A 26,600-nucleotide genomic window follows, 5' to 3' on the forward strand; every position below is an offset into this window, starting at 1 on the left:
CAGATATTTCTTTTTTTGCTAAAAATATAACTTTTCTTTCTAAAAAGTCAGTCCTAAGGGCTGGCTTTTTTGTATTTAAAGAGAATTTAAACACAATATATCTATAATGAGAGTTTGATAATCGTTACTCAACCTAATTATTTGTTATATAAATATACAGCTAATGTTATAGTGGTTATATGCCTACAAAAAGATATTCTATATAGTTATATGTGAATAACCATTAGCAATATAGAAGTTAATTAGACTACGAAACATTCGTCAATATTATTATTAGGGACAGTGCTGATATGAAACTACAGCAATTGCGTTATATTGTAGAGGTGGTTAATCACAATCTGAATGTATCTTCTACGGCGGAAGGATTGTACACCTCTCAACCAGGGATCAGCAAACAAGTCAGAATGCTTGAAGATGAGTTGGGTATTCAAATATTTGCCCGTAGTGGCAAACATCTGACGCATGTGACTCCTGCTGGTGAAGAAATTGTCCGTATTTCACGTGAGGTCCTGTCAAAAATCGATTCAATTCGATCTGTTGCTAGTGAGCATACCTATCCTGATCGCGGTTCTTTATATATTGCGACAACCCATACACAGGCAAGATATGCTCTGCCTCCTGTGATTAAAGGCTTTATTGAACGTTATCCCAACGTATCATTGCATATGCATCAAGGTTCACCCACTCAGATTGCAGAAGAAGTATGTAAAGGGAACAGTGACTTTGCTATAGCAACAGAAGCACTTCATCTTTATAACGATTTGATCATGTTGCCTTGTTATCACTGGAACCGCTCTGTTGTTGTAACGAAAGATCATCCCCTCGCCAATAGGCAGAATGTGACGATAGAAGAATTGGCAGAGTATCCGATAGTAACCTACACTTTTGGCTTTACCGGTCGCTCTGAACTGGATGTTGCTTTTGACCGAGCGGGCCTGAAACCTAAAATCGTATTTACGGCAACAGATGCCGATGTGATTAAAACTTATGTACGGTTGGGGCTGGGGGTTGGTGTGATTGCCAGTATGGCTGTAGAACCTGTTCAGGACAGTGATCTTGTACGTATTGATATGCGTGATAAATTTAGTTACAGCACAACTAAAATTGGCTTCCGACGCAGTAGTTTTCTACGTAGTTATATGTATGATTTTATTTGGCGTTTCGCTCCGCATTTAACCCGTGATGTTGTAGATAAAGCCATTGCATTGCGTTCCAATGAAGAGATCGAAGAGATGTTTAAAGACATTGAACTGCCGATTGTATAAAGGAAAAGCATCATAAAGAAGATTAAACCACCTCCAAAAAGTAGGGAGGTGGTTGGTCTTTATCTTCTTCCCCTTCTTCCTCCTCTTTGAAAACGAGGGGGCTGTACAGAGCCTCTGGGACCCGCTTGTGATAAATGAGATGGACCTGCTATATCCCCTCTGGACCTCATTGTTGGATCTTGAGTAATTGACTCATAGGCCGGAGGCGCCTCATAAGGGGGTGGTGAATCATAAGAAGGAGGCGAGTCATAGGGTGGTGGTGCTTCATAGGGAGGAGGACTATTATTATAAGAGGAGGTAGAAGGTACACTATGTTGAGGTTGAGGAGGGGATTCGGGTGGCTGTCTCCTAGAATCTCTATGTCTTCTGTGGGATTGTGGGCGTACATTATATGAATCAGCGAAGCTGGTGTTTCTTATAGATTCATAATATTCCGTTGTTGGATTTATCCTTAACGAGCCGATTGGTGATGTAGTACCAAATTGACTGAGTATAGATTGAGCATGTCCCGCTGCATGAGACTCATTAGCACTATATGATAATTGGGGTAAAATAGCGCTTTGATATGTAATATGGTTTATGTCATAAAGATGCCCATTCCATAATATGTATCTTCTATTATTATTTTCTATAAATCCCATGCTTACCAGTCTAGTGCGGGTAATATCATCTGGTTCTTGTTTTTGAGTTAACGGCTTTAATTCATTTAACATATTGAATTTTATTTCTAGTGATTTTTTCCCATTAGGCATCCTATATTCTGTTACGAGACCTTTGTTTTTCAAAAAATCAAAATAATTAATTAATGGAAAATTCTCATAATTCATATTATTCCCCTGTAAAAATGATCAAACATTGATGTACAACGAATGTACAAGAGATAGACCTTTATCCCCCTATTTTCATCAAACAACAAGCGAATAATTCTTAACAATTCCCTGTTTGTTTTAGATATGTCATTTACTAATACCTATACATTGAGGTAAAGATTGCTAATGTGAATTTAATAATAATATTTTAAAAGTGTTAAGTTTATAATTATTTATGGTTTTTTTCAGACATTAAATTCACCACTGAAAAAACTGACAGAATTCTCTATTGATGATTTTTTGTGTTTAAGAATAAAACTATCAAAAGCTGTCTTTATTTCTGGATCTTCTAATGATTGATAGTCAAATAACGAGATGCAGGATGAGTAAGTAAATTCGATATTTACATTTTCATTAGAGGCGCAATTAGATGTCACTTCTGAATTGGTTCGGTCGAAATCTATTTTATAAAGTTTCATTTTAGGGATATACATGATCTGCTCTTCAATGCCAACTGCTTCAATGACACTAGCCAGTGTCAGAGTAGAATAGTGATCTTTATTCCGTTTTAACCCTAACCTTATGGCATCCCCCTGTTTTTGCAGGAAATTAGCAAAGCTTTTAATGGACGGAGAATAAGTGTTGATCACGATATCCATAATGAGTTGGAGTAAGTTGGTTGCAATGGAAACGCCTTTCATTTCATGATGATAAGTTTGTGTTTCTATATTTTTAATGCTCATCAATGGCAATTTCTCTATGACATCACCCCAAAATTGAATATCGGTTTTATACTGTTTTCCATGAAAATCAGAATATTTTGTTATATAGTCAGTTGCTATTGAAGAAAGGTCTATCTGTGTTTTTTTGATGTTATTCAATTGTTGTATGACACGGGTTTTGTCGGCAATCTGCGAGGCTATAACAAATTGGAGAAGGCCATCTGTATCATTGAACCGATAATCTGACAAAGAAAATGGATTCTTAATTTCAGTAGAAAAGAATTGGTTAGCTTGCTGTATATGATTTAAATGATTTTGGCGTATAGTATCCGTTTTTATATTCATTATTCATTCTCCCATCTTTAAAAATTAATTGAATATCATGGATATACCCTTTGGTTTTCAATCTATTTTTATATGTCTTTCGTTTCTCAAGCTGTAGTTTTGCTGAATCCTCATATTCACCCCAGATCACTGTTTTTATAAAAGTACGATGATCTGGGATTCCGAGTAACCGTTCTTGCAGTTGTCCTGCATCTTGAAATTCACTGAATATAAGTATAGTTATGTTTCTAGGATTCGGTTCTTACCGTCCCGTAGAAACTCGAAACCCATTGGTATATGGCAGAATAAAACACATCTACTTTCTATATGTCATCACTAAAGTTTATCAATAATTGAGAATTTACAGCTGGTTAGCAAAATATGTGGTCTCTGAATAACAAATGTCTACTTATATGTTATGTTTAATAGGGGTAGCTAGCCATAAAATAATAAGAAAGGAGAAGTTATGTCGTTTAAATTGAAAACGGACTGTGCTTCAACACTATTGATCGAAGGTAAATCATTGATCGATGGCAAATTAACTGACAGTCAAATCTATCACTATTACAGTTTACCTCTGTTATCTGAGCAATTAGGTGAAATCTCCCGCTTACCAAAATCCCTTAAAGTTCTGCTTGAAAATCTCCTGCGCAATATTGATGGTGAATCTGTCGTGGAGGATGATTTAAAGGCGCTGGTGGCATGGCAGAAAAACGGTCATGCAGATAGAGAGATTGCTTATCGTCCAGCCCGTGTACTCATGCAGGATTTTACTGGCGTTCCGGCGGTGGTGGATCTTGCTGCCATGCGGGAAGCTGTGTTGAGGCTTGGTGGAAATGTAGAACAAGTCAATCCGTTGTCTCCGGTTGATCTCGTCATTGACCACTCGGTGATGGTAGATAAATTTGGCACGGAGCAGGCATTTGCGGAAAACGTTCAGATTGAAATGGAACGTAACTATGAACGTTATCTGTTCTTGCGTTGGGGACAGAAGGCTTTTAATCGTTTCCGGGTTGTACCGCCGGGAACGGGGATCTGCCATCAGGTTAACCTTGAATATCTGGGGAAAGCTGTTTGGTATGAAAATCAGAATGGAAAGCATTTTGCCTACCCTGATACGCTGGTCGGAACGGATTCTCACACAACGATGATTAATGGCTTGGGTGTACTGGGTTGGGGAGTCGGGGGCATTGAAGCTGAGGCTGCAATGTTGGGGCAACCCGTTTCTATGCTCATCCCAGATGTTGTTGGTTTTAAATTAACAGGAAAATTGGCGGAAGGGATCACGGCTACTGACCTTGTTCTGACGGTGACGCAAATGCTGCGTAAGCATGGTGTTGTAGGCAAATTTGTTGAATTTTATGGAGATGGATTGTCTGATTTACCATTGGCAGATAGAGCGACCATTGCCAATATGTCACCTGAATATGGTGCAACCTGCGGTTTCTTCCCTGTTGATGACATAACATTGGGTTATATGCGTTTAACCGGGCGCAATGAAGACGAAATCGCTTTGGTTGAATCCTATTGTAAAACGCAGGGTTTATGGCGCAATACAGGAGATGAACCCATTTTCACCAGCAGTCTTGAGTTGGATATGTCGACGGTTGAGGCAAGTCTGGCAGGGCCGAAACGTCCTCAGGATAGAGTTGCGCTGGGGAATGTACCGCAGGCTTTCCAATCTGCCATGGAACTTGATATCCATAAAAATCTGGAGCGTTCATCAACGGTATCTGTTGTCTTAGATAACCAGACTTTTTCATTGCAAGATGGTGCAGTAGTTATTGCTGCCATTACGTCCTGTACCAATACCTCTAATCCTAGTGTATTAATGACGGCCGCTTTACTTGCTAAAAAGGCAGTGGAGAAAGGATTACAGCGCCAACCATGGGTTAAGACTTCATTGGCACCCGGCTCCAAAGTCGTGACTGATTATCTGGAGTTGGCGGGTTTTATGCCATATCTGGAAAAACTGGGCTTCAATCTGGTGGGATACGGTTGTACAACTTGTATCGGCAACTCTGGCCCACTTCCAGAACCGATTGAAGCTGCCATTAAGCAATTTGACCTAACGGTGGGCGCGGTGCTTTCGGGAAACCGAAATTTTGAAGGGCGCATCCATCCATTGGTAAAAACAAACTGGCTGGCATCGCCACCGTTGGTGGTTGCTTATGCACTTTCTGGCAGCATGACAAAAGATCTGACTCGTGAGCCTATCGGAAAAGATCAACGAGGCAATGATGTTTACTTGAAAGATATCTGGCCCAATAGCCGGGAAGTTGCGGAAGCGGTTGGGAAAGTCAGAACTGAAATGTTCCATAAAGAATATAATGCTGTATTTGATGGTGATGAAAGTTGGCAGGCTTTGAATGTCGAGGGTTCAGCAACTTATCCTTGGCAGCTAGATTCCACCTACATTCGTCATCCACCGTTCTTTAGTGATATGACTGCCGAACCTAAACCAGTGACGGACATCCATCAGGCACATATATTGGCGATATTGGGAGATTCGGTCACAACAGATCATATTTCCCCCGCAGGAAATATCAAAGCCGATAGTCCAGCAGGCTACTATTTACAAGAGCACGGCGTGAAGCCAAAGGATTTTAACTCTTATGGTTCAAGGCGCGGTAACCATGAAGTCATGATGCGAGGGACATTTGCCAATATTCGTATTCGCAATGAAATGGTACCGGATATTGAAGGAGGGTACACCCGCCATATCCCGTCACAGTCTCAACTTGCGATTTATGATGCAGCCATGCGTTATCAGGAAGAAAAGATACCACTGACCATCATTGCAGGTAAAGAATATGGTTCAGGTTCAAGTCGCGACTGGGCAGCAAAAGGGACAAGACTGTTGGGAGTCAGGGCTGTGATTGCAGAGTCTTTTGAGCGCATTCACCGTTCTAACCTAATTGGTATGGGGGTATTGCCTCTTGAATTTCCTCAGGGCGTCAGTCGTAAAACATTAAATTTAATTGGCGATGAAAAGATTGATATTGCAGGATTGGGGAATCTTAAGCCAGGACAGATAATCGGGATAAAAATTACTTATGCCAATGGGCTGGAAACTGTGATTGATACTCGTTGCCGCATTGATACCGGTACAGAACTGGCTTATTTCTATAACGATGGTATTTTGCATTATGTAATTCGTAATATGTTGAAATAATTGCAAAGTAAAATATCAGTGTTTGTATAAAAGAGAATCATAAAGAAAAACTGCGCCCACACCGACGCAGTTTTTCTTTTTTAGCTCTTGCAAAAGATAAATAACTTTTATTTCGCTTGGAATAGCAAATGCCCCATCCTGCTGGCCTTGGTATCCAGATAGTAAGCATTTTTGGGATTGCGCCCGACAATCAGCGGTACCCGTTCGACAATATTAATGCCAGCTTCTACCATGATCTCAACTTTTTTAGGATTGTTAGTCAGAAGACGGATTGCATGAATATCCAACAACTTATACATGTCTGAACAAAGGGTGAAATCTCTCTCATCGGCAGCGAACCCTAACTGATGATTGGCTTCAACGGTATCAATACCCTGATCTTGTAAAGCATAGGCCCGGATTTTATTCAGCAAGCCAATATTGCGGCCTTCCTGACGGTGGTACAGAAGAACACCACGACCTTCTGTACTAATTTGTGACATTGCAGCTTCCAATTGGAAACCGCAGTCACATCTTAGGCTAAATAAAGCATCTCCGGTGAGACATTCTGAATGGATCCTTGATAATACTGGCTCATCACCAGAAATATCACCGAAAACTAAGGCAACATGATCGCGGCCTGTTTCGATTTCCTCAAATCCAATCATCAAAAACTCACCCCATGGCGTAGGTAACTGCGCTTCAGCTACTCGTTTTAGCTGCATTTTAGTATTCATATATTGATTTGACTCGTTATAAATATTGCGATACTCAGAACAAGATCGGTTCAGATATCAGTTAAAACTACGCAAAAATTTTCTCTGATCACAACGCATGTACGCCATCGCATTATAACAGAGCTTATTAATATGTATGAATATAAACCTAATAGATTTCAAAAGGTCTTCTATAACCAAATGTACGTTAACAGGGAAATGCAGCTAACAAAGTAGTAAATTCATAGGCAAAGGGGATAAAGCAGAATGTTCTTCAATGATAAGAATATTAGCATGCTAAACTATAAACGGATTTTTGTAGCTTTAATTGAATAAAATTATTTCAGAGAAAAAGTAGGGTTAAGAACAGACAAGTAGAATAACATCACAAAAAGAAGCAAATCAGCGCTTGTTGCAATAAATTGCTTCCTTTGCGTAGACGAGAAATGCTAATTTAGCACGCCACTATGTCTGTTATTTGGCATAACTATACCCATTGGATTTCAAGATGCAGCGCGATGGCAAGGGAATGACAAATTAGTCGGGAACGAATTTGCCCAGCCAAAGGCTGGCCTCCGGTGAAAGGCAGGAGCCTTTCATTAATCCCCTGGAGTATAGATAACTATGTGACCGGAGTGAGTGAACGCAGCCAACAAGGCGGCAACTTGAAAGACGACAGGTATAAATCAGTAACAATAGATAACAGGAAGAAATGTGAAATACTTTTTGATTTTATTACTGGCACTGGTTGTTTTTGTAATCTCAGTCACGCTGGGAGCAAATAATAATCAAATAGTGACATTTAATTATTTGATTGCCAAAGGCGATTATTCTATATCCACACTATTAGCCGCGTTGTTTGCTATCGGTTTTACCCTTGGTTGGGGGATTTGTGGGGCCTTTTACCTACGCACTCGTATTTCTCTGCAACGTGCAAAACGTAAAATTAAGCGTTTGGAAACTCAGTTGGATCAACCATCTGATTCATCTGTAAAAGCCGTTTCTACCGTAGCATTAAACAAGGAATAATACTCCATGTTAGAGCTGTTGTTTCTGCTGCTTCCTATTGCTGCCGCCTATGGTTGGTATATGGGGCGCAGAAGTGCTCAACAAGACAAACAGCAATCGGCTGACCGTCTCTCGCGTGAATATGTTGATGGTGTTAACTTTTTACTCTCCAATCAACAGGATAAGGCGGTAGATCTATTTCTTGATATGCTGAAAGAGGATAGTTCTGCATTTGAGGCTCATCTGACGTTAGGCAATCTGTTCCGTTCCCGTGGTGAAGTTGAGAGAGCTATCCGGATTCACCAATCCCTGATGGAAAGTGCTTCTTTGACATTCGAGCAGCGTTTGCTTGCGATCCAGCAACTTGGCCGGGATTATATGGCCGCTGGAGTCTATGATCGAGCCGAAAATATGTTCATTCAGTTGGTTGATGAAACTGACTTCCGCGAAAATGCCTTCAACTCTTTGTTAACCATCTATCAATCAATCAGTGATTGGAATAAAGCTATTGAAGTAGCTGAAAAGCTAGTGAAACTGGGGAAACATCATTTTAGAGAAGAAATTTCCCATTTTTACTGTGAATTGGCACTGCAATGTATGGGTAATGATGATTTTAGTGATGCGAATAGTCATTTGCATAAAGCGGCTCAGGCAGATAAAAATTGTGCCCGGGTTTCAATTATGCTTGGTCGTGTTTATATGGCGCAGGCAGAATATTTGAAAGCAGCTGACGCATTGAAATGTATCCTTGAACAAGATAAGCAACTGATCAGTGAAGCTCTGCCGATGTTGCAAGAATGTTATCAGCACCTGTCCCAGCCGGATGAATGGGAAGCTTTTGTACAGCGCTGTGTGGAAGAAAAATGTGGTGCAATTGCCGAACTGCATATGGCTGACATTATTGAGAAGAGAGAAGGGCGTGATGTTGCCCAAAATTACATTAATCGTCAGTTGGAATTCCATCCAACAATGCGGTTATTTTATCGCTTGATGGACTACCATTTGACGGATGCAGAAGAAGGGCGTGCTAAAGAAAGCCTCATTCTTTTGCGTAGTATGGTAGGTGAACAAATCCGCACGAAACCTGATTATCGATGCCACAAATGTGGCTTCACCTCCCGCGCGTTATATTGGCATTGCCCATCGTGTCGCTCATGGGATTCGATTAAACCGATTCGAGGTTTAGATGGTCAGTGACACCGTCACTTATTATCAAGTTATTATAAATGCATGTTTGACTACAGACATGTTTATCTTCATTAGTATTAGTGAGTAACATTCACTAACAGTTCTTGAACAGTTCAAGTTCATTGGTAAATGAAAAGGGCCTAAAAATGACTTCCCACATAGCTCAAACAATAGATAAACAGATTAACCCGCCTGTGATCGTTGCGTTGGATTATGATAATCAGAATTCGGCATTGGAATTTGTCGATAAGATTGACCCACAATCCTGCCGTCTGAAGGTAGGCAAAGAAATGTTTACACTGTACGGCCCACAATTTGTTCAGACATTGCATCAGCGCGGTTTTGATATATTTTTGGATCTTAAATTCCACGATATCCCTAATACAACGGCAAAAGCGGTAGCGGCTGCCGCTGAAATGGGCGTTTGGATGGTTAATGTTCACGCGAGTGGCGGTGCAAGAATGATGACCGCAGCTAAAGAGGCTCTGTTGCCCTATGGTAAAGAGGCGCCATTGCTGATCGCCGTTACCGTGTTGACCAGTATGGAACAGTCTGATCTGTCAGAGATTGGGATTGATGTGACTCCGGCACAGCACGCAGAGCGTTTGGCTTTGTTGGCTCAGCAGTGTGGTCTGGATGGTGTGGTTTGTTCTGCTCATGAAGCACAACAACTGAAAACAGTATGTGGTAAAGCGTTCCAGCTTGTAACTCCGGGTATCCGTCCTGAAGGTGCGGATGCTGGCGATCAGCGTCGTATTATGACACCCTTTCAGGCTGTTCAGGCCGGAGTGGATTATATGGTGATCGGGCGTCCTGTTACACGTGCAGAACATCCAGCACTGGCATTGAAGAATATTAATCAATCTATTGGAATCGTTCATGGGTAATGACTCTCGTTTGGTTTATTCGACGGATAGCGGCCGTATCCAAGAAGAAAATATCAAACCAGCGCGTCCGAAAGGTGATGGTATTGTACGTATCCAGCGTCAAACGAGTGGGCGCAAAGGTAAAGGTGTTTGTGTAATCACGGGCATTGATGCTGATGATCAAACGTTAGCCAAGCTGGCAGCGGAATTGAAGAAAAAATGTGGCTGCGGCGGCTCTGTCAAAGATGGAGAAATTGAGATTCAGGGTGATAAACGTGATTTACTGAAACAGTTGTTGGAAGCGAAAGGAATGAAAGTGAAACTGGCAGGAGGCTAAATTTTATTTCTTATTAACAAGCTATGTAGAAAATAAGTCACATAGCTTGTTAATTGAATTTATTTCTAACAACTTTCGTCAGGCATTCCGCTTTGAGTCACTATACGTGCGGCCGCAGCCAGCACATCGGGACGGGCGCGGGCTATTTCGTTATCTGGCTGAGTAAAATAAGTAACTAAAACCAATGGCGCGCGTTTAGTATCTGGCCAGATTACCGCGATATCATTTGTTGAACCATAATATTACAAAACTGCCGCCCATAAATGGCGGCAGTTATACATATATAGAAATATTACTTGAGGGGCTAACTTAACCTACAGGGCGGGCTACGATATTGCGGGTTTCCATTCTGACTTCTTCAATACGGACATTGATGATGTCATTTAAGCGGTGAACAGTTTCACCTTTGATTAATACGGAACCTGTTTCTTGGCTACATTGTAGTTCGTCACGAACGGCATGCAGGAATGGCCCGGGTACAAAAGCGATGGCACCATTATCAACCAGACGAACACGCAGGCCGCCACGCGTAATATCAATAATTTCTGCCGGGAATTTTTTGTCTGTACCGGCATGAACGTGTAAGAAACGTGCATAGAGCCAGTCACCGACATCGCGCTCAGCCAAGCGATTTGCTCGTCGGCGATCTGTCAATTGCAAGCAAATTTCTTCGGTTGGTTTTTCCACTTCAACCTGCTGGATAATCGCTTTTAACAGTCGATGGTTAATAATATCGCTATATTTCCGGATAGGGGATGTCCAAGTAGCGTAAGCATCAAAACCCAGTCCAAAATGTGGGCCTGGTTCTGTTTTAATTTCTGCGAAAGTCTGGAAACGACGGATGCGGCTATCTAAGAATTGTGTAGGTTGATTATCCAACTCACGACGCAATTTGCAGAAACCTTCTAATTGCAATAATGCTTCGGCATTAGCTTCAATACCATTTTCTTTAATTACTTCAACGACTTGGTCAATCTGAGTGGATTCAAAGCCTGTGTGGACGTTATAAATACCAAAACCTAACTTATCACGTAAAATCTTGGCTGCGCACAGATTCGCAGTGATCATGGCTTCTTCAACAATGCGGTTAGCCGAACGGCGTTGCTCAATAACGATATCAACAACATTGCCGCCTTCATCCAGAATAAAGCGATAATCTGGTCGTTCTTTGAAAACCAGGGCATGTTGCTGACGCCAGTTATTTCGGCGGTCACACATTTCTTTCAACAGAGTGATTTGAGTAGTCACAGCCGCAGATTCGGGTTTCCAGCTTTCTTGACCGTCTAACCAATCAGAAACTTCGTCATAAACCAATTTGAATTTAGATTCTACCCAAGCCGCGAAAAATTGAATGTCATCACCCAATTGACCATCTTCCAGAATAGAAACCTGGCAAACCAGAGCAGGACGGTGAACATTGGGGCGCAGCGAACATAAATCATCTGATAGTTCACGCGGGAGCATTGGGATATTAAAGCCGGGCAGGTAGTTAGTGAAACTACGCTGATAGGCAATCTTATCCAATTCACTGCCAGCTTGGATATAAGCTGTTGGGTCAGCAATAGCGATAGACAATTTCAGGCTGCCATCATCATTTTTGGAGATATGCAGAGCATCGTCCATATCTTCAGTTGTTGCACTGTCGATAGTAACAAAATCGAAAGAAGTAAGATCAATGCGTTCGATAGAATCGTCATCCAACTGACAATCTGTCATAGCCGGAGCCTGACGCTCCAGACTATGGCGGGTCAGTGTTACCCACCACGGAGCATAATGGTCATCGCCTTTAGTAATGTAACCCGTAACTTCGGCATAAAACCCGCGATCACCTTTCAGTGGGTGGCGGCGCATCTCAGCAACAGCCCAATCGCCATTTTCGAAAGTATGGGTAACTTGGCTGGCAGGGCGGCACAGAATAGAGTCTTTTAATAATGGATGGTCAGGAACGATCCATAGTCGATTATCGTTTTCTTTCTTCTGGATTCTTCCAACAAAGCGGGTCAGGAATGGCTCAATCAGGGTTTCTGGTTCAGCGATTTCTTTTTCTTTATCTGTATGGATAGCAGCGGTAATTCGGTCACCGTGCATGACTTTTTTCATATGGGGAGGCGGAATGAAATAACTTTTCTGGCCATCGACTTCTAAAAATCCAAAGCCTTTTTCAGTTCCTTTGACTAAACCTTCTACGCGGGTGGTCTGTGCGTAAAGTTGCTGTTTTAGCTGCGCAAGCAGCGGATTATTTTGAAACATAATATCTGGAGAGTATGGAGTTATTATCAATAATTTTAGGTAACAGTTTTACGCGAATCGAGGGTATGGAGCAAGTAACATCTTATCAAAACAGGAAAAACTGTGGAATGAGATCAATAATTCGACATTTATCGTGGTGAACGCTATCTTCCTCTTGCCGGGTATGAATATGATTGACCAATTGGTGTATTAAATTTATATCAATCGTTTTTAAAGTTTCTGATTTGTTGGTGGACTGACTTATGGAAATAATCATTTCCAATTATTGTTATTTGATTTTCTTTAATGATGGGGGCGGATATCAATCAAAATTAATTGCCGTAATTAATTTTGATTATTGTATTTTTTCTGATGACGAACAAAACATAAAATGATTGTGATAAAATTTTTATTTGTATTAGTTACAACATACTTTTTATAACCAACCTAAACATCTTCTCAGCAACATTTAAAATAACAAAACAATCAACACTATAATTTACACTCAGTCAGATAAATAGCAGGGATAAAGTAAAATAACTTAACTATTATAATAAGTGTTAACAATATGTTTATATTTGTTGTTTTATTGATCTTTGATGTTATGTAACTTCATACGATCTTTTAAAATAAAAAATAATTCACCTTATTATAGTGATTACATTTAAATAATAACTATAAAAATCTTTTAAATAAAAAATAACTTGAAATTTAAGCATAATATTCCGTCTGGTGTGGGTTTATTGGAGGGAAGTATGGATTTTTTTCAATATTATTATCAGTGGGAATTGGACTACCTGAAGCAACTTGGAAAATTGTCTGGTGAAGAAAAACCTCATTTGGCCAAAATTCTGGGAGAATATGATCCTGATATCGAAAGAGTCAATCAGGGCTTTTCAGCATTAATGGCCCGCGTGCATCAAAAAGTGGATGATGCCTTTCCCGAAATGACACTGCCTTTGCTGCAACGATTAAAGGCACTGCCTATCAAAGGTATTCCCGCGACGAGCGTCATTCAATTTAACGTCATGGAAGGGGGGAAAGAGGCTTTTACGTTGCCGAAGTATTCAGAGGTTTCAGCTAATACAGGTGCGACATTTATAACAAGCAGAGCCTGTGATATCGAACCTCTGGCATTGGTCGCGCGAAATATAACTTATCAGGCAGAAACCTGCTGTATTACGTTGACTTTTCACTATACAGGCAGGGATGAATATTGGTCCATACACCCTGTCAGTCTGTTCCTCAGTCCTGATGAAGTCGTCGCGGATACTTTAATGCTGGCGTTGTGCCGCAGTTTGATTGGTGCGGAATTGCATCACAACGGATTGACTTATCCCGCCGAACCGCTCTGGTTTGAACCCTTGTCAGGAACTTCGCGCTTAATTTTATCATCACCAATGTCGGTAGCGGGTCACTGGGCACCCCAAATGCTGATGGAATCGCTTTACTTGCCCCATGTTCACCATTTTCTGACCTTGGATCTGCCTACAACGATGTGCAACCGTTTATCCATGACGGAAAACCGGCAGTTCAGTGTGACGCTGAGACTCAGTGAGGTGCTTTCCTTGTCTGAATCACAACTGGCCGATGCCTTCCAGCTTCATTGTGTCCCTGTGATGAACTTTGAACGTGAGTCACAGGTAACTTTTTCCTTTGCGCCAGATACAGCCCGTTATCCACTACCTTTGCCAGAAGGGCAAGGGATATGGCACTTGACTGATCTGGAGTTAAAAGATGAGCCGGGTAAAGAACGCGGTAAACGATGTCAGTTTTATCCTATGAGTGAATTCACGCATTTTTTTCGCCATGCTGATGAAGAAATCTGGTTTTATGCGTTGGATATTACCCGCGATTCACTGGGGCGTTTGGAATATGCCCTGATTTTTTATGATCGTTATGCCCGACCGATGGAACAGGCTCCAGATCAAGATCTTACCTGCCATTTTGTAGCTTTTGATACCCGTTTGCCAACATTGGCAGCGGGAGCTATCTGTGACGCGAGTGAAGATATTCCTGATAGTTTGCAAGTCAAAAATCTTACGCCGACTGCTCCCAGCTATCCACCCGTGACCGATTCTTCACGATATTGGCCATTATTGTCTCACTACGGTGCAAATGGTTTCTGGCTGAACTCAGTCTCTTCACTAAAGCAACTATTACTCGATTACGATTTTTACGCTGATCTTGACCGCCATATCCACCGTAATATCAAGCGAATGGCTGCGGGTATTTTAGCCATTCAATCTGAGCCGGGGGACTGGCTTATCCGTGGTGTTCCTCACCGTTGTGTACATATTGAATTGACACTGGATGAATCTGTTTATACCAGTCAGGGAGAAATGTTCCGTTTTGCCAATGCGTTATATCAGTTTTTTCCGTTTTGTCTGACCGAAAATATGCGGGTGCGAATGAGTGTTATCGGAAATGTTTCCAATCTCCGCTGGCGTTTATCGCCTTGTCCACTTCAAGGGTATCGCCCCATTATGTGAGGAGTTGCAAAATGGGTGGATTAGTCTTTACGTGTCAAATCGGTGCGTTATCGAGCACAACTTTTCAGGTAGTCAATTTCAACTTACAAGAAGGATTATCACAGCTTTATCATTTGTCTCTGACGGTAGTCAGTCAGCTTGATAATGTGGTACTTAACGATCAACTGGGCACCTATGCCTCTTTGACCGTAACCCGCAATGGCAAGGCAGAACGTACCGTTAAAGGTATCGTGGCAGGGGCTTCGCAGGGTAATACCGACGGAAGGCAAACTTACTATTCTTTTACTGTCCGGCCTGAAATGTGGCGAATGACGCTTCATCAGGATAGCCGCCTGTTTCAGCGCCAATCTGTGCCGGATATTCTCAAACAGTTGTTAAAAGAGCACCGTATTAAATCGGATAACAAATTTTATGAAGACAGTCAGCTTCATCCGGTACGGGAATACACGACGCAAAAACGCGAATCTGCCTATGACTTCTGGTCCCGGCTGGCGGCGGAAGAGGGGATTGCTTTCTGGTTTGAAGAAGAACAACTCTTTTTCAGTGATTCTCATCTGGGGATGACGGCCGATCTTAACCTGATTTATAACAATCAGCCCAATACTGATGATAAAGATACGACTGCATGGCAGTGGCAATATGGGGAATACCTCCGTGTAGATGAGTATATCCACAAAGATTATAACTATCTGCGTCCTTCACAACCTTTGCAGTCTCAGGCCACTTTGCCCCAAGGCGGGCGTCATGCGGTATTTGAAAGTTATGGCCGTTTCCCGTGGAGCAAGGAAGGCAAACCCTTGGGCGATGTGCGCCTTAATCAACTGAATAACGAAAGTAAATCGGGTTCGGCACACACCAATTGTATCCAGTTGCGTCCCGGTAAAATTTTTAGCCTGCAATCCCATCCCATTGCGACCATGAATAATCGTTGGCAGATTGTCACGGTGAGTCATTATGGTTCCCAACCCCAAGCCGCAGGCATTGCTGGTGAAGGGACAACATTGACGAACGATATTACGTTTATTCCGGGGAAAAATGACTGGCGCCCGCCGTACCGTTATAAGCCGCTGGCGGATGGTGATGAGCTGGCGACGGTCGTTGGACCACCCGGGGAAGAAATTTTTGTCAATGAACATGGTGCCATTAAAGTGCATTTCCATTGGAATCGTCATGATCCAGCGGGAGATGGCTCATCATGCTGGGTACGTGTAGCACAGGGCTGGAACGGTAATGGATTTGGTTTTATGGCGATCCCCCGCATTGGTCAGGAGGTAATTGTTTCTTATCTTAATGGCGATATTGATCGTCCCATCGTGACAGGCTGTACTTATAACGGCCGTAACCGACCTCCCCTTAATTTACCTGCCGAGAAAACCCGTACCACGTTCAAAACGCATACCCACAAAGGTGAAGGGTTCAACGAACTGCGGTTTGAAGATGCCAAAGGCAGTGAAGAAGTGTTTATTCATGCCCAGAAGGATATGAATACCAAAGTGTTGAATAACCGTACAACGCAGGTGCTGGGTAATCATACTGAAACGATTGACGGTAATCAGGCCGTTATTGTGAAAAAAAATAAACAGGAAGTTGTGCAACAGACCAGCACCGAAGTGGTCGGGCTGGCCAAAACCCTGACAGTGGGACAGGCTTATACCATTACCGTTGGTGCCAGTATGAATACCACGGTTTCCATGAGTCAAAATGAATCGGTCGGTATGCAGAAAAAAGTATCTGTGGGACAAACTCTGTCTATTTCGGCAGGTAAGGTGATTGAACTGAAATGCGGTAACAGCACATTGCGTATGGACAAAGACGGCAAAATTACCATCAAAGGGAAAGAGTTCCTGTTCGAAGCCAGCGGCCCTGTGCAAATCCACGGCAAAGACATTGATTTGAACTAAGGAGACAGGGCGATGGAATTCAGGAATTTGACCCCCTTTTCGGTGATGAACTACCGAATGCTGGATACAGAAGATCAGGAATACGATGTGATTGCCATGAAAGTGGGTTATCAGCTATTGCCCGCAGGGAAGGGTGAATATCTGGCTGAACTGCTGCCGATTATGTCCTTATGTGTACAGGATCAATATCGGGGCGCATTGAACATCTCACAGGTATTGCAGGAAAGTGATCTGGCGCCGTTTAAGCCCAAATGTGACGTCATTGTCAATGGCACTGCCTATGCACCGGAAGGGAAACCCTGCTCATCTTTTCCTGTTCGTTTGTCAGTCATGGATGCCAATGGCGATATGTTGCTTGATAAAACTCTGAATATCACAGGTGAACGGGAATTTTTCCGCCCCGATAACGGGCAATGGCAGCTTTCTGATCCCAAACCATTTAACCATTTACCCCTTGATTATCGTTATGCCTTTGGCGGGGGATGCCGGATTGAAGCCGAAGATGATAAAGCGGCGAAGGCATTAACAGAGGAAGACAAGCTCTCTCCTGAACAACGCAGCCAGCACTCCGATGGTGAAAAGGCTCCCATAGCTCATGCAGTTTATGAATACAATCCCATCGGTACAGGGTTTGTTTTGCCGTGGTATGCGAAGGCGAAAGATCTGCCTCGTTATCCGGCACCGCGCATTACCCATCCGAATGCACCGATAACCGCCCACCATTTTACTGATATGCTGGCAGGCCGTTTTTCAGACACTGAGCCAGCCTGTCAACCGCAGGGTATGGGCGTTATCGGGCGGGCGTGGCTGCCACGGCGAACACTGGCCGGCACTTATGACCAGACGTGGCTGGACGAGCGCCATCCTTACTTGCCACAGGATTTTGACTTTGGTTACTGGAATGGTGCACCACAAGATCAACAGATTGACTGGCCGTCCACCGATATCACGCTGCAACTGACCAATCTGACACCGGATGGCTCCTTACAAACCGAACTGCCGGGACATCGTCCTTTTATCCTGTTCCGCATGGAAGATGGCACTCTTTTCCCGATACTTATGAATCTTGACACTGTGATCGTTGATACGGATGCGATGACATTAGCGCTGACTTTTCGCCTGAATTTCAGCATTGATCTGCCTGTCAGAGTGACAGAAGCCCGGTTTGAAATAAACCCCAAAGCCCCCTTAATCACATTTGCACCTGAACAGGAGCAGGATCATGGCGGATAACTATGTTGCCCGTAAAGATACTCAATGGTTGATTATCAGTCTGGTTCCCGATGTATGTAAAACCCCGCTGGGACCGGCCACGCCTCCGATTCCTTATCCCGTAATAGCAAAGCTGGAAGATGCCTCTGCACCGGTCTCATCGGTGCGGGCAAACGGGCAACCGGTGGTGGTATTCGGGCAAAGTTTTGTCCCGCAGACATTGGGGGATGAGGCGGGAACGGCGATGGGGGTGAAAAGTGGCACGGTGGGGGGAAAGTGTCACCCGAAAGAACACACTCAAACGGTGCGGGCGGATGGCAAATTGACATTGCGCCATACAGATAAGTTCTGGATGAATGGGGCATAAGGGAGGATATATGGCGAAAGGAGCAAAGAACGATAGTCCGACGGGAACAGGGAATACGGTGGGAACTATTGTTGGTCAGCCAAAGCGGTCAAAAAGAAGTCCGCCAGAGGCGAATCCGCCTGTTAAGTCGGAAACATCGCAAGAATTACAATCTCAGAGCCATATCAGAAATAAAAGAAGTTGGTTAGATGACTTTACTAACTGGCGCCATGATGAGGGACACAAGATAGAACATATACTAGGTGCAGCAATCGACCACCCTGGGGAAGCGGCAATAGGGGTGGTGAAAGCAGCTTGGAATGAAGTGGTTGATAATTTCGAGTATGTCGGTAATTCATCTATTCCCGAAGCTGGTGATCCTCTAAATCCAATGAATATTGCCCCCCCTCCTGCTAGTTTAGAATTCCTCAAACTTCCTATGAGTAATGATGCCCAAAAAGGCGGGGAATTTCTTTTTGAGACAGCGACTATTGTTAATCCTGCTACAAAACTGCCAAAAATAACTGGAATGGAAAAGGCTATTAAAGCAGCAAAAATTGAAGCTAAAGCTGAAACTAGAGCAGAAGAACTATCAACTAAGGCTGCCAAAACAAAGCAGGCTGGCATCCAAGTCGAAGGAAAGGAGAAAAAAAGCACGTCGACTAACTCTAAAGAATCCAAAGAAAAGAAAAAAGAAGAAAACGATCCTGCCAAGAAATCTGATCAAGAACATCCTAAATGCACAGGGGATAGCTGTGGAAAAGGCGAACCTGTCGATATCACCTCTGGCGATTACCTACAAACATTCTCAGTGATTGCCATCCCCGGCCTGTTGCCGATTACCTTAAACCGAACCTATCGCTTTACCACCTGCCTAAATGGGTTATTGGGACCTAAATGGGTCGATGGCTGGTCACGTCAGTTAGTGCTGGACGGTGAAAAAGTCCATTTTACCGATGCTGACGGGCAGGTTTATGCTTTTTTGACCCCGGAAAATCGGGTGCTGGCACGTAATCGCCATCTTCTCCACTGTTTGCTGACAGGGGAGCTGGAGGGTGAACTCTGTATCATCAACAAACAAAACCAGCAAACTCTCCATTTTAACTATATTGTGGGTAACCGGCGTCGGCTGTCTGCCATCACAGATCGCCATCAGAATCATATTCAGTTTATCTATAACGACCAGCATCAGTTGATTGAAGTGGTGCGCAATGACGGTTTCCGCTTAACCCTTCACTATCAGGATAATCAGCTCCGGGCAGTGGATTACCATTTCCAGCAGATCCAGCAACGGTTGCTCACCTGCCATTATGACCAATACGGCTATCTGGCCGAATGTGATGCCTTTCAGCAAAATCATCTGTGGCATGAATACACTGCGCAAGGCTATATGACCCGCTGGCACGATACGGATAAGACCGATTTTTATATTCACTATGATGAACGTGGCCGGGTCGTTTCCACCCATTCCTCCGAAGGTTATTGGGCAGATCGTTTTATCTATGACGATGAGGCCTGTGTGACCACTTATCTGGATGCCGAAGGCGGAAAAACCCTTTCCTATTACAATCAGAATAATCAGGTGATCCGTGAGGTTGACCCATTAGGGCGCGAAACTCGGACGCAATGGCGTTACAACCAGAAGATGTGGGAAATTGATCCGCTGGGTGGTTACACCACGTTTGATTACAACCATGACGGGGCACTGACCGAAATTGTACTGCCCACGGGGGACGCTTTTTATTATGACTATAATGAACATGGTCAGCTTACCGAAGCGATTTTACCCACGGGGGATATCTGGCGCTTCCTGCATGATGAGCAAGGCAATCTGACCGCAGTCACTGACCCACAAGGGCATACAGAAGCATATCAGTACGGTATTCATGGCGAATTGCGGCAACGGCTTTTGCCGGATGGCCGGCAGTGGCACTACGCGTATGATGAGCATCAGCGGCTGGCGGCAATCATGACACCCGATGGTCAGACAACCGGTCTGGAACTGGATGAACTGGGGCGTCTGCGCCGTACTACCGATGCGCTTAAGCAAGAAACCCGCTATCGCTACAATGCTGTTCATGCCAGTCTCGATAAGGGCAGCCTGACCGAAATTGAATTACCGGATGGGGTGACTCAACAGCTTGAATATGACAGCGAACGGCGTGTGGTCGCGGTGACTGATGGGGAAGGCCGTACGACGCGTTACCGCTATGGGGCGTTTGATTTGCTGACCCACATGACCCGTCCGGATGGTACGACACTGCACTTTGGTTATGATCGTCTCACCCGCTTTTGTTCCGTCACTGCGTCTACAGGGGAAACTTACCGCTATGAGCGGGATGCTGCCGGTCAGATTATCCGTGAAATTGATTTTACCGGCCGTATCATCGACTATCAGTATGATGCGCTGGGGCGTCGTATTCAGGCCTGCTATCCGGATAACCACGTTCTGCGTTGGCATTACTCGTCGGCAGGATTATTGACCCGACAGGAAAGCGGGCATCAGCAGGAAGACCAGTACGAACTGCACGCCACCACCACTTACGAATATAACGCGCGCCGCCAGCTTATCAGGGCAACCAATGACGATGCCGTAGTGGAATACGAATATGATGCGGTGGGTTTACCTGTGTGTGAACGCATTAATGGGCGTGAAATCACCCGTGAGTGGAACAGCCTGACCGGGCAACTCACCACCGAGACTGTTGGTGATCATGCTCTGCACTTTGGTTACTCCGTGATGGGAGGGCTGAACCACTTTCAGTTTAACCAGCATACGCCACTAACGCTGAGTCATGATGCCTTAGGGCGGGAAACTGTACGGGAAAGTGCGGAGGGATTTATCCTTGCCAGCCGTTATACTGCCACGGGACTGTTGGCACACCAATCCGCAGGACGCGCCACGGCGCTGTTCCGTGAAACGTTGGCGCAGAACGATCCCCATTTTCCACCGCAAGCCACGGCGGTTAACCGTAGCTGGCAGTATGACCGCGCCTACAGTGTCAGAATGATCGATGACGGCATCTGGGGACAGACCCGTTACCGTTATAACCAGAATGACCAGATTGTTAACGCCGAATTCAATGGCCGGTTGCCCTATGAAGAGCAGTTTCGTTATGACCCCAATGGTAATTTGAGTCAACATGTGCTGGTGGATGCAAAAGGGGCGATTGAGCAGATTGAACAGCACCAGCAGGCCGGGCGGGTTATTAAACGCGGCAATGTGACTTACCGCTATGACGACAATGGCCGGCAGGTGGAAAAAACCGAACACCGTGACGGTTTTCGTCCACAGGTATGGCGTTATCGTTGGGATACGCACAATCAGCTAACCCATTGTGAAACGCCGGACGGTTCCCGCTGGCACTATCGCTATGATGCCTTTGGGCGGCGTATCCGCAAGCTGAAAGTGCACGATGGCAAACTGGCCGCCGCTAACTTGCAACGCTGGCTGGAAGGTAAGCCAGATTTGACGGCGAAACCGGATACCACTACGGGCTATGACTACTTGTGGAGCGGCAACCAGTTGGTGGAAGAAACTCCGTTATATGCAGATGGCATACCCGCCTATGATTGCAGTATTTGCTGGCTGTATCAGCCGGGTGCATTCACCCCGTCAGCGCGTTATGAAAAAGGCAAACTGCACTATATTGTCAGTGACCATCAGGGCACACCGCGGGAAATATTGAGTGAATCCGGTAAGCTGGTCTGGGCAAGTCGGTTGACAACGTGGGGCAAAGCTGAACGGATGCCGCTATTGGCTGCCAATGATGAAGATTATTATGTTAGCTGTAATTTGCGTTTTGCGGGGCAGTATGAAGATGAGGAAAGCGGGTTATATTATAATCGGTTTCGGTATTATTCGCAGGAAACAGGACAGTATTTGACTTTTGATCCATTGGGGCTGGTTGGAGGATTTAATCTCTATGGGTATGTGCATAACCCGATAGGGTGGATTGACCCTCTGGGATTGATGGATTGTCCGAGATCTATCCCTGAAAAAGGAACAGAGACGGAAAAGCCTATAGGGAATCCAGTTACACCTGAAAATATGGAGAGTAAATGGAAAGAATTTCTTGGCCCAGAACCATATTCACACAACCATCCTAGAACAGGGGAACAGGATCTAACTCGAATAGTATCTGCTGATGGTCAAAGAAGTATTCGCTACGGTATGCACGAGACAACGGGCAAACAAACTAAGCACCATTACCATGCAGAAACATGGACATATGATCATGTTAATAACAAAATGGATGTTCATAACGATTTGTACCGGGTGCCGATTCAGAAGAAGGGGCAGAGCATTCCGGGACAAGAATTGATTGATAGGGTCATGGGTGGTAGCATAAACAATTAGTCTTTTTTTTGTTCAACTGAGTTCTGGCTATGAGACACTAATATTAAAATGACAAGTGTAACTATTACTGAATTTAACGACGCCTATGTGATATTTAACTCTCCATTAGGTAATGGAATCGCCCGTTGGATCGGTTCTGAACCAAACATTGGTGGCATCTATCATGTAGAATTAGATATAGATGATTATTTTGAATGGGGAGTAAATATAGCTTTCGTGAGTGAAACTGAGCCTAATATAATGCTTGAAGGCAATAATTTAGTATTTACTGCAAAAGTAATCAGTTATGAAACTGATGGCATTTTAATTGTCTCACTTGGTGGGGATATTATTTTTTTAGAAGCTGGATTGGTATCTAATATGGATACTTATGTATCTTTTTTTACTTCAAAAAACAATGTATCCCTATATCCAGTTAAGCTTTGATAAATAATCTTTATAGGGACATTATCGTTTGCTGGCTATTTTCCACACAGTCCAGGTTTTTTTGTTCAGTCTGCCTCCTATTATGATTGATCGGAGACAGACTGTTGGAGGAGATAGAGTGGGAAAAGATTCAATTTATAAAATTACACTCACTCAGTCTTATCTTCAAACTCACACAGATCCTCAATAATACAAGATCCACAACGCGGTTTACGGGCAATACAGGTATAACGCCCGTGCAGGATCAGCCAATGGTGGCAATCAACCTTGAATTCAGTTGGTACGACTTTCAACAGTTTCTTTTCAACCTCATCAACATTTTTTCCCGGTGCAAACTGAGTTCGATTACTGACGCGAAAAATATGCGTATCGACGGCAATCGTCGGCCAACCAAAAGCAGTGTTCAATACAACATTGGCCGTTTTGCGACCAACACCCGGCAGCGCTTCCAGTGCTGCACGATCTTCCGGCACTTCGCCTTGATGTTTTTCCAGTAAAAGCCGGCAGGTTTTAATCACGTTTTCAGCTTTGGTGTTATATAACCCGATGGTTTTTATATACTCTTTTAAACCATCCACGCCGAGATTGAGAATGGTTTGTGGGGTATTGGCAACAGGATAGAGTTTTGCCGTCGCTTTATTCACGCTGACATCGGTGGCCTGTGCAGACAGCAATACGGAGATCAGCAATTCAAAAGGCGAATTGAAAACCAATTCCGTTGTCGGATGCGGATTGTTATCCCGTAAGCGGGCGAGAATTTCGACCCGTTTTTGTTGATTCATATCTGATTACACCCTCAGCTTCTTGTGATATGGCTGCCGCAGCCTTTTTCTACATTGTCTTTTTCTATATTGTATTGGCGTTCTTTATTTTCTGAACGATTTTTCAGGCGTTCATCAATAATATATTTTCCAGCCAGCATCAAACCTAATCCAATAAAGGCGCCGGGTGGCAGGATGGCAAGCAGGAAGGGGGAATCCATATGAACAATTTCAATCCGCAATGATTTGGCCCAGCTACCCAGCAGTAAATCCGCACCATCAAACAGTGTGCCATTACCCAAAATTTCACGTATCGCTCCCAGTACAAACAGGGCGAAAGTTGCACCAAAGCCCATCGCAAGGCCATCAATCATTGAATTATAAATGGAATTCTTTGATGCGTAAGCTTCCGCCCGGCCAATCACGATACAGTTAGTGACAATCAGCGGAATAAAAATCCCCAATGATTCATATAGCCCGAACGCAAATGCGTTGATTAGCATCTGGACAGCACTAACAACGGACGCAATAATCATTACGTAAATGGGAATGCGAATTTCATGGGGAACCCAACGACGCAAGGCGGATACGGCAATATTGGTGCTCAATAAAACCAGTGTGGTGGCTAACCCTAATCCCAGAGCATTGGTTGCGGTGGAGGAAACCGCCAGCAGGGGACAAAGCCCCAAAAGCTGTACCAATGCAGAGTTGTTTTTCCAGAGTCCCTGAATAAAGAGGTTTTTGGTTTCGCTCATGGTTTTTCTCCACACGTTGGCAGCGAAGAAAGCTGCTCCGGTATTGTTTCCAGATAAAGGGCGGTGCGTTTTACGGCATTGACGACAGCACGTGGTGTAATGGTTGCTCCGGTGAATTGGTCAAATTCACCGCCATCTTTTTTGACAGCCCAATTGGGGTCATCTTTTGACATAACTTTTTTGCCAGAAAAAGCATAGATCCAATCGGCAATGCGGGTATCAATTTTATCTCCCAATCCGGGGGTTTCATGGTGTTCAGTCACGCGAACGCCCAGAACTTGGCCGGAAAAATCAGCACCTACCAGTAATTGAATGGCACCTGAATAACCATCAGGAGCAGTGCTTTCCAAAGCGGCGGCGGCAGGAATGCCATTTTTACGGGCAAGATAAAGGCGATGAGCCTGTTTGTTACCCAGCGCATTGTCTGTCACCAAATAACATTCATCCTGCATTTGATTATCATATAAGGCAGGGGGAACCACTTGATCCAGCAACGTCTTGTGTTGTATTGCCGCTTGTTCTGCAATCCGGTCTTTTGTCAATGAATAAACAATAGCTGTTAACCCTGTCGTACAGGCGGCAAAGATTGCAAGAGTAATCCCGTGACGTCGCATAGTTTCTAACATGCCAGTTCTCCCTTTCCCTATTTATGGCCGTAAGCACGAGGCTGTGTGTAATGGTCAATCAACGGTACGCAAATATTTGCCAGCAAGACGGCAAATGCGACGGCATCAGGATAGCCACCGTAAACGCGGATAACCCAAATCAGAACCCCGATAATCGCGCCGTAAATCAGGCGGCCTTTTGGTGTGGTTGAAGCGCTGACCGGATCGGTTGCAATGAAAAATGCCCCTAGCATGGTCGCGCCGGAAAAGAGTTGCAATAAAGGGGGGGAATAGCGGGTAGGATCTATCAACCAACTGAGTAATGCACAAACGCCCAGCGATAAAAGAAATGCGGTCGGGATCTGCCAATAAATGACTTTTCGGTTCAGCATAATCAATCCACCTGCCAGATAAGCAATATTGACCCATTGCCAGCCAATACCGGCCACAACACCTTGCAATATAGGCTGCTGTAATACGTCATTGATATTGTGGGTTAGCAAGCCAGTTTTGAAGCTGTCCAATGGCGTTGCCTGGCTTAGTCCATCAATGCCCAGTTTCAGTTGCAATAAAGTTGAACCATCAGGCGTATGCCCTGAGAAGATAACCATCAGAGTATCCCAGGGGGTTAACGTGAATGCTTGTAAAGAAGCTAGTGGCATCCAACTGGTCATCTGTACAGGGAATGAGATCAGCAAGACAACATAGCCAACCATAGCAGGATTAAATGGATTCTGTCCAAGCCCACCGTACAGGTGTTTGGCAATGATAATGGCGAAAAATGTTCCGAGCACAATCAACCACCACGGTGCCAGTGGTGGCAAGCTAATCCCCAAAAGTAACCCTGTCACCAGAGCAGAGTTATCCTTGAGATATGGCATGACCAGTTGCTTTTTAAGTGCAATGGCTGCGGATTCAGCTAACAATGCGGTGATAATTGCCAACAGGATTTGGAACAAGGTGCCATAACCAAATAAATAGGTTTGTACGGCAATACCCGGAATGGTGGCTAAAACCACCCAAAACATAATTTGGCGGGTACTTTGTTGATTGTGCGTAAAAGGCGAACTGGCGACTTTTAGCAGATTATTGTCAGTGTTTACTGGCCTAAATTTCATCGATAA

20 protein-coding genes are annotated in these 26,600 nt (G+C 44.0%); 12 read left to right on the top strand and 8 right to left on the bottom strand.

Features of this window, described 5'->3' with window-relative positions:
• The first annotated feature begins 290 nt into the window (after positions 1–290).
• Entirely contained in the window at positions 291–1,265 is a 975-nt protein-coding gene (gene cysB / locus AC5JQI_RS09595; protein WP_237386731.1) for an HTH-type transcriptional regulator CysB, read from the top strand.
• A gap of 59 nt (positions 1,266–1,324) precedes the next feature.
• On the opposite strand, the gene AC5JQI_RS09600 is transcribed toward cysB, so the two are convergent.
• Positions 1,325–2,092 (bottom strand): hypothetical protein, encoded by a 768-nt coding sequence (locus AC5JQI_RS09600; protein ID WP_493914564.1) that lies wholly within the window; start codon positions 2,090–2,092, stop codon positions 1,325–1,327.
• Positions 2,093–2,319: 227 nt separating this feature from the next.
• Positions 2,320–3,141, bottom strand: a complete 822-nt coding sequence (locus AC5JQI_RS09605; protein WP_493914565.1) for a hypothetical protein — start codon at positions 3,139–3,141, stop codon at positions 2,320–2,322.
• A 445-nt stretch (positions 3,142–3,586) separates the two neighbouring features.
• Between AC5JQI_RS09605 and acnA the strand changes: the two genes are divergently transcribed.
• The gene (gene acnA / locus AC5JQI_RS09610; RefSeq protein ID WP_493914566.1) at positions 3,587–6,295 is read left to right on the top strand and encodes an aconitate hydratase AcnA; all 2,709 of its coding nucleotides are present in this window, start codon (positions 3,587–3,589) and stop codon (positions 6,293–6,295) included.
• Between the two features lie 107 nt (positions 6,296–6,402).
• On the opposite strand, the gene ribA is transcribed toward acnA, so the two are convergent.
• Positions 6,403–6,999, bottom strand: a complete 597-nt coding sequence (ribA, locus tag AC5JQI_RS09615) for a GTP cyclohydrolase II (RefSeq protein ID WP_493914567.1) — start codon at positions 6,997–6,999, stop codon at positions 6,403–6,405.
• Between the two features lie 705 nt (positions 7,000–7,704).
• Between ribA and AC5JQI_RS09620 the strand changes: the two genes are divergently transcribed.
• The 4 genes from AC5JQI_RS09620 to yciH all read left to right on the top strand — a co-directional run bounded on the left by AC5JQI_RS09620 (position 7,705) and on the right by yciH (position 10,389).
• Positions 7,705–8,019, top strand: a complete 315-nt coding sequence (locus AC5JQI_RS09620) for a LapA family protein (RefSeq protein ID WP_323855878.1) — start codon at positions 7,705–7,707, stop codon at positions 8,017–8,019.
• A 6-nt stretch (positions 8,020–8,025) separates the two neighbouring features.
• The gene (gene lapB, locus AC5JQI_RS09625) at positions 8,026–9,195 is read left to right on the top strand and encodes a lipopolysaccharide assembly protein LapB (RefSeq protein ID WP_493914568.1); all 1,170 of its coding nucleotides are present in this window, start codon (positions 8,026–8,028) and stop codon (positions 9,193–9,195) included.
• A gap of 137 nt (positions 9,196–9,332) precedes the next feature.
• Positions 9,333–10,073 carry an orotidine-5'-phosphate decarboxylase gene (gene pyrF, locus AC5JQI_RS09630; RefSeq protein WP_493914569.1) on the top strand — a complete coding sequence of 247 codons (741 nt, stop codon included), beginning with the start codon at positions 9,333–9,335 and terminating at the stop codon, positions 10,071–10,073.
• Entirely contained in the window at positions 10,066–10,389 is a 324-nt protein-coding gene (yciH, locus tag AC5JQI_RS09635; RefSeq protein WP_237386739.1) for a stress response translation initiation inhibitor YciH, read from the top strand. Before pyrF ends, yciH begins: the two co-directional genes overlap by 8 nt.
• A gap of 309 nt (positions 10,390–10,698) precedes the next feature.
• Here yciH and AC5JQI_RS09640 read toward each other — a convergent pair whose 3' ends face one another.
• Positions 10,699–12,639 carry an exoribonuclease II gene (locus tag AC5JQI_RS09640; protein WP_493914570.1) on the bottom strand — a complete coding sequence of 647 codons (1,941 nt, stop codon included), beginning with the start codon at positions 12,637–12,639 and terminating at the stop codon, positions 10,699–10,701.
• A 734-nt stretch (positions 12,640–13,373) separates the two neighbouring features.
• Here AC5JQI_RS09640 and AC5JQI_RS09645 point away from each other — a divergent pair.
• The 6 genes from AC5JQI_RS09645 to AC5JQI_RS09670 are packed head-to-tail and all read left to right on the top strand — an operon-like array spanning position 13,374 to position 23,355.
• Entirely contained in the window at positions 13,374–15,110 is a 1,737-nt protein-coding gene (locus AC5JQI_RS09645; RefSeq protein ID WP_493914571.1) for a type VI secretion system baseplate subunit TssF, read from the top strand.
• A gap of 11 nt (positions 15,111–15,121) precedes the next feature.
• Positions 15,122–17,011 carry a type VI secretion system tip protein TssI/VgrG gene (gene tssI, locus AC5JQI_RS09650; protein ID WP_493914572.1) on the top strand — a complete coding sequence of 630 codons (1,890 nt, stop codon included), beginning with the start codon at positions 15,122–15,124 and terminating at the stop codon, positions 17,009–17,011.
• Between the two features lie 12 nt (positions 17,012–17,023).
• A complete protein-coding gene (locus AC5JQI_RS09655; protein ID WP_493914573.1) occupies positions 17,024–18,244 on the top strand; it encodes a DUF2169 family type VI secretion system accessory protein in 1,221 nt (406 codons plus the stop codon).
• Positions 18,234–18,590 (top strand): DUF4150 domain-containing protein, encoded by a 357-nt coding sequence (locus AC5JQI_RS09660; protein ID WP_493914574.1) that lies wholly within the window; start codon positions 18,234–18,236, stop codon positions 18,588–18,590. The genes AC5JQI_RS09655 and AC5JQI_RS09660 overlap by 11 nt, the downstream gene beginning before the upstream one ends.
• 10 nt (positions 18,591–18,600) lie before the next feature.
• Positions 18,601–22,929 (top strand): RHS repeat-associated core domain-containing protein, encoded by a 4,329-nt coding sequence (locus AC5JQI_RS09665; RefSeq protein WP_493914575.1) that lies wholly within the window; start codon positions 18,601–18,603, stop codon positions 22,927–22,929.
• A gap of 48 nt (positions 22,930–22,977) precedes the next feature.
• Entirely contained in the window at positions 22,978–23,355 is a 378-nt protein-coding gene (locus AC5JQI_RS09670; protein WP_493911982.1) for a hypothetical protein, read from the top strand.
• 149 nt (positions 23,356–23,504) lie between these two features.
• Here the strand turns inward: AC5JQI_RS09670 and nth are convergent, their stop codons facing one another.
• Genes nth through rsxD form a run of 4 tightly spaced genes read right to left on the bottom strand, consistent with a single transcriptional unit; the run spans position 23,505 to position 26,594 of the window.
• A complete protein-coding gene (gene nth, locus AC5JQI_RS09675; protein WP_493911983.1) occupies positions 23,505–24,137 on the bottom strand; it encodes an endonuclease III in 633 nt (210 codons plus the stop codon).
• Positions 24,138–24,151: 14 nt separating this feature from the next.
• Complete coding sequence (locus AC5JQI_RS09680; RefSeq protein ID WP_493911984.1) at positions 24,152–24,871, bottom strand: electron transport complex subunit E; 720 nt, start codon at positions 24,869–24,871, stop codon at positions 24,152–24,154.
• Positions 24,868–25,497, bottom strand: coding sequence for an electron transport complex subunit RsxG (gene rsxG, locus AC5JQI_RS09685; protein WP_493911985.1), 630 nt, complete (start codon positions 25,495–25,497; stop codon positions 24,868–24,870). The genes AC5JQI_RS09680 and rsxG overlap by 4 nt, the downstream gene beginning before the upstream one ends.
• Positions 25,498–25,514: 17 nt before the next feature.
• Positions 25,515–26,594, bottom strand: a complete 1,080-nt coding sequence (gene rsxD, locus AC5JQI_RS09690; RefSeq protein ID WP_493911986.1) for an electron transport complex subunit RsxD — start codon at positions 26,592–26,594, stop codon at positions 25,515–25,517.
• Positions 26,595–26,600 lie beyond the last annotated feature (6 nt).

The organism is Xenorhabdus sp. XBWT, assembly GCF_059072735.1.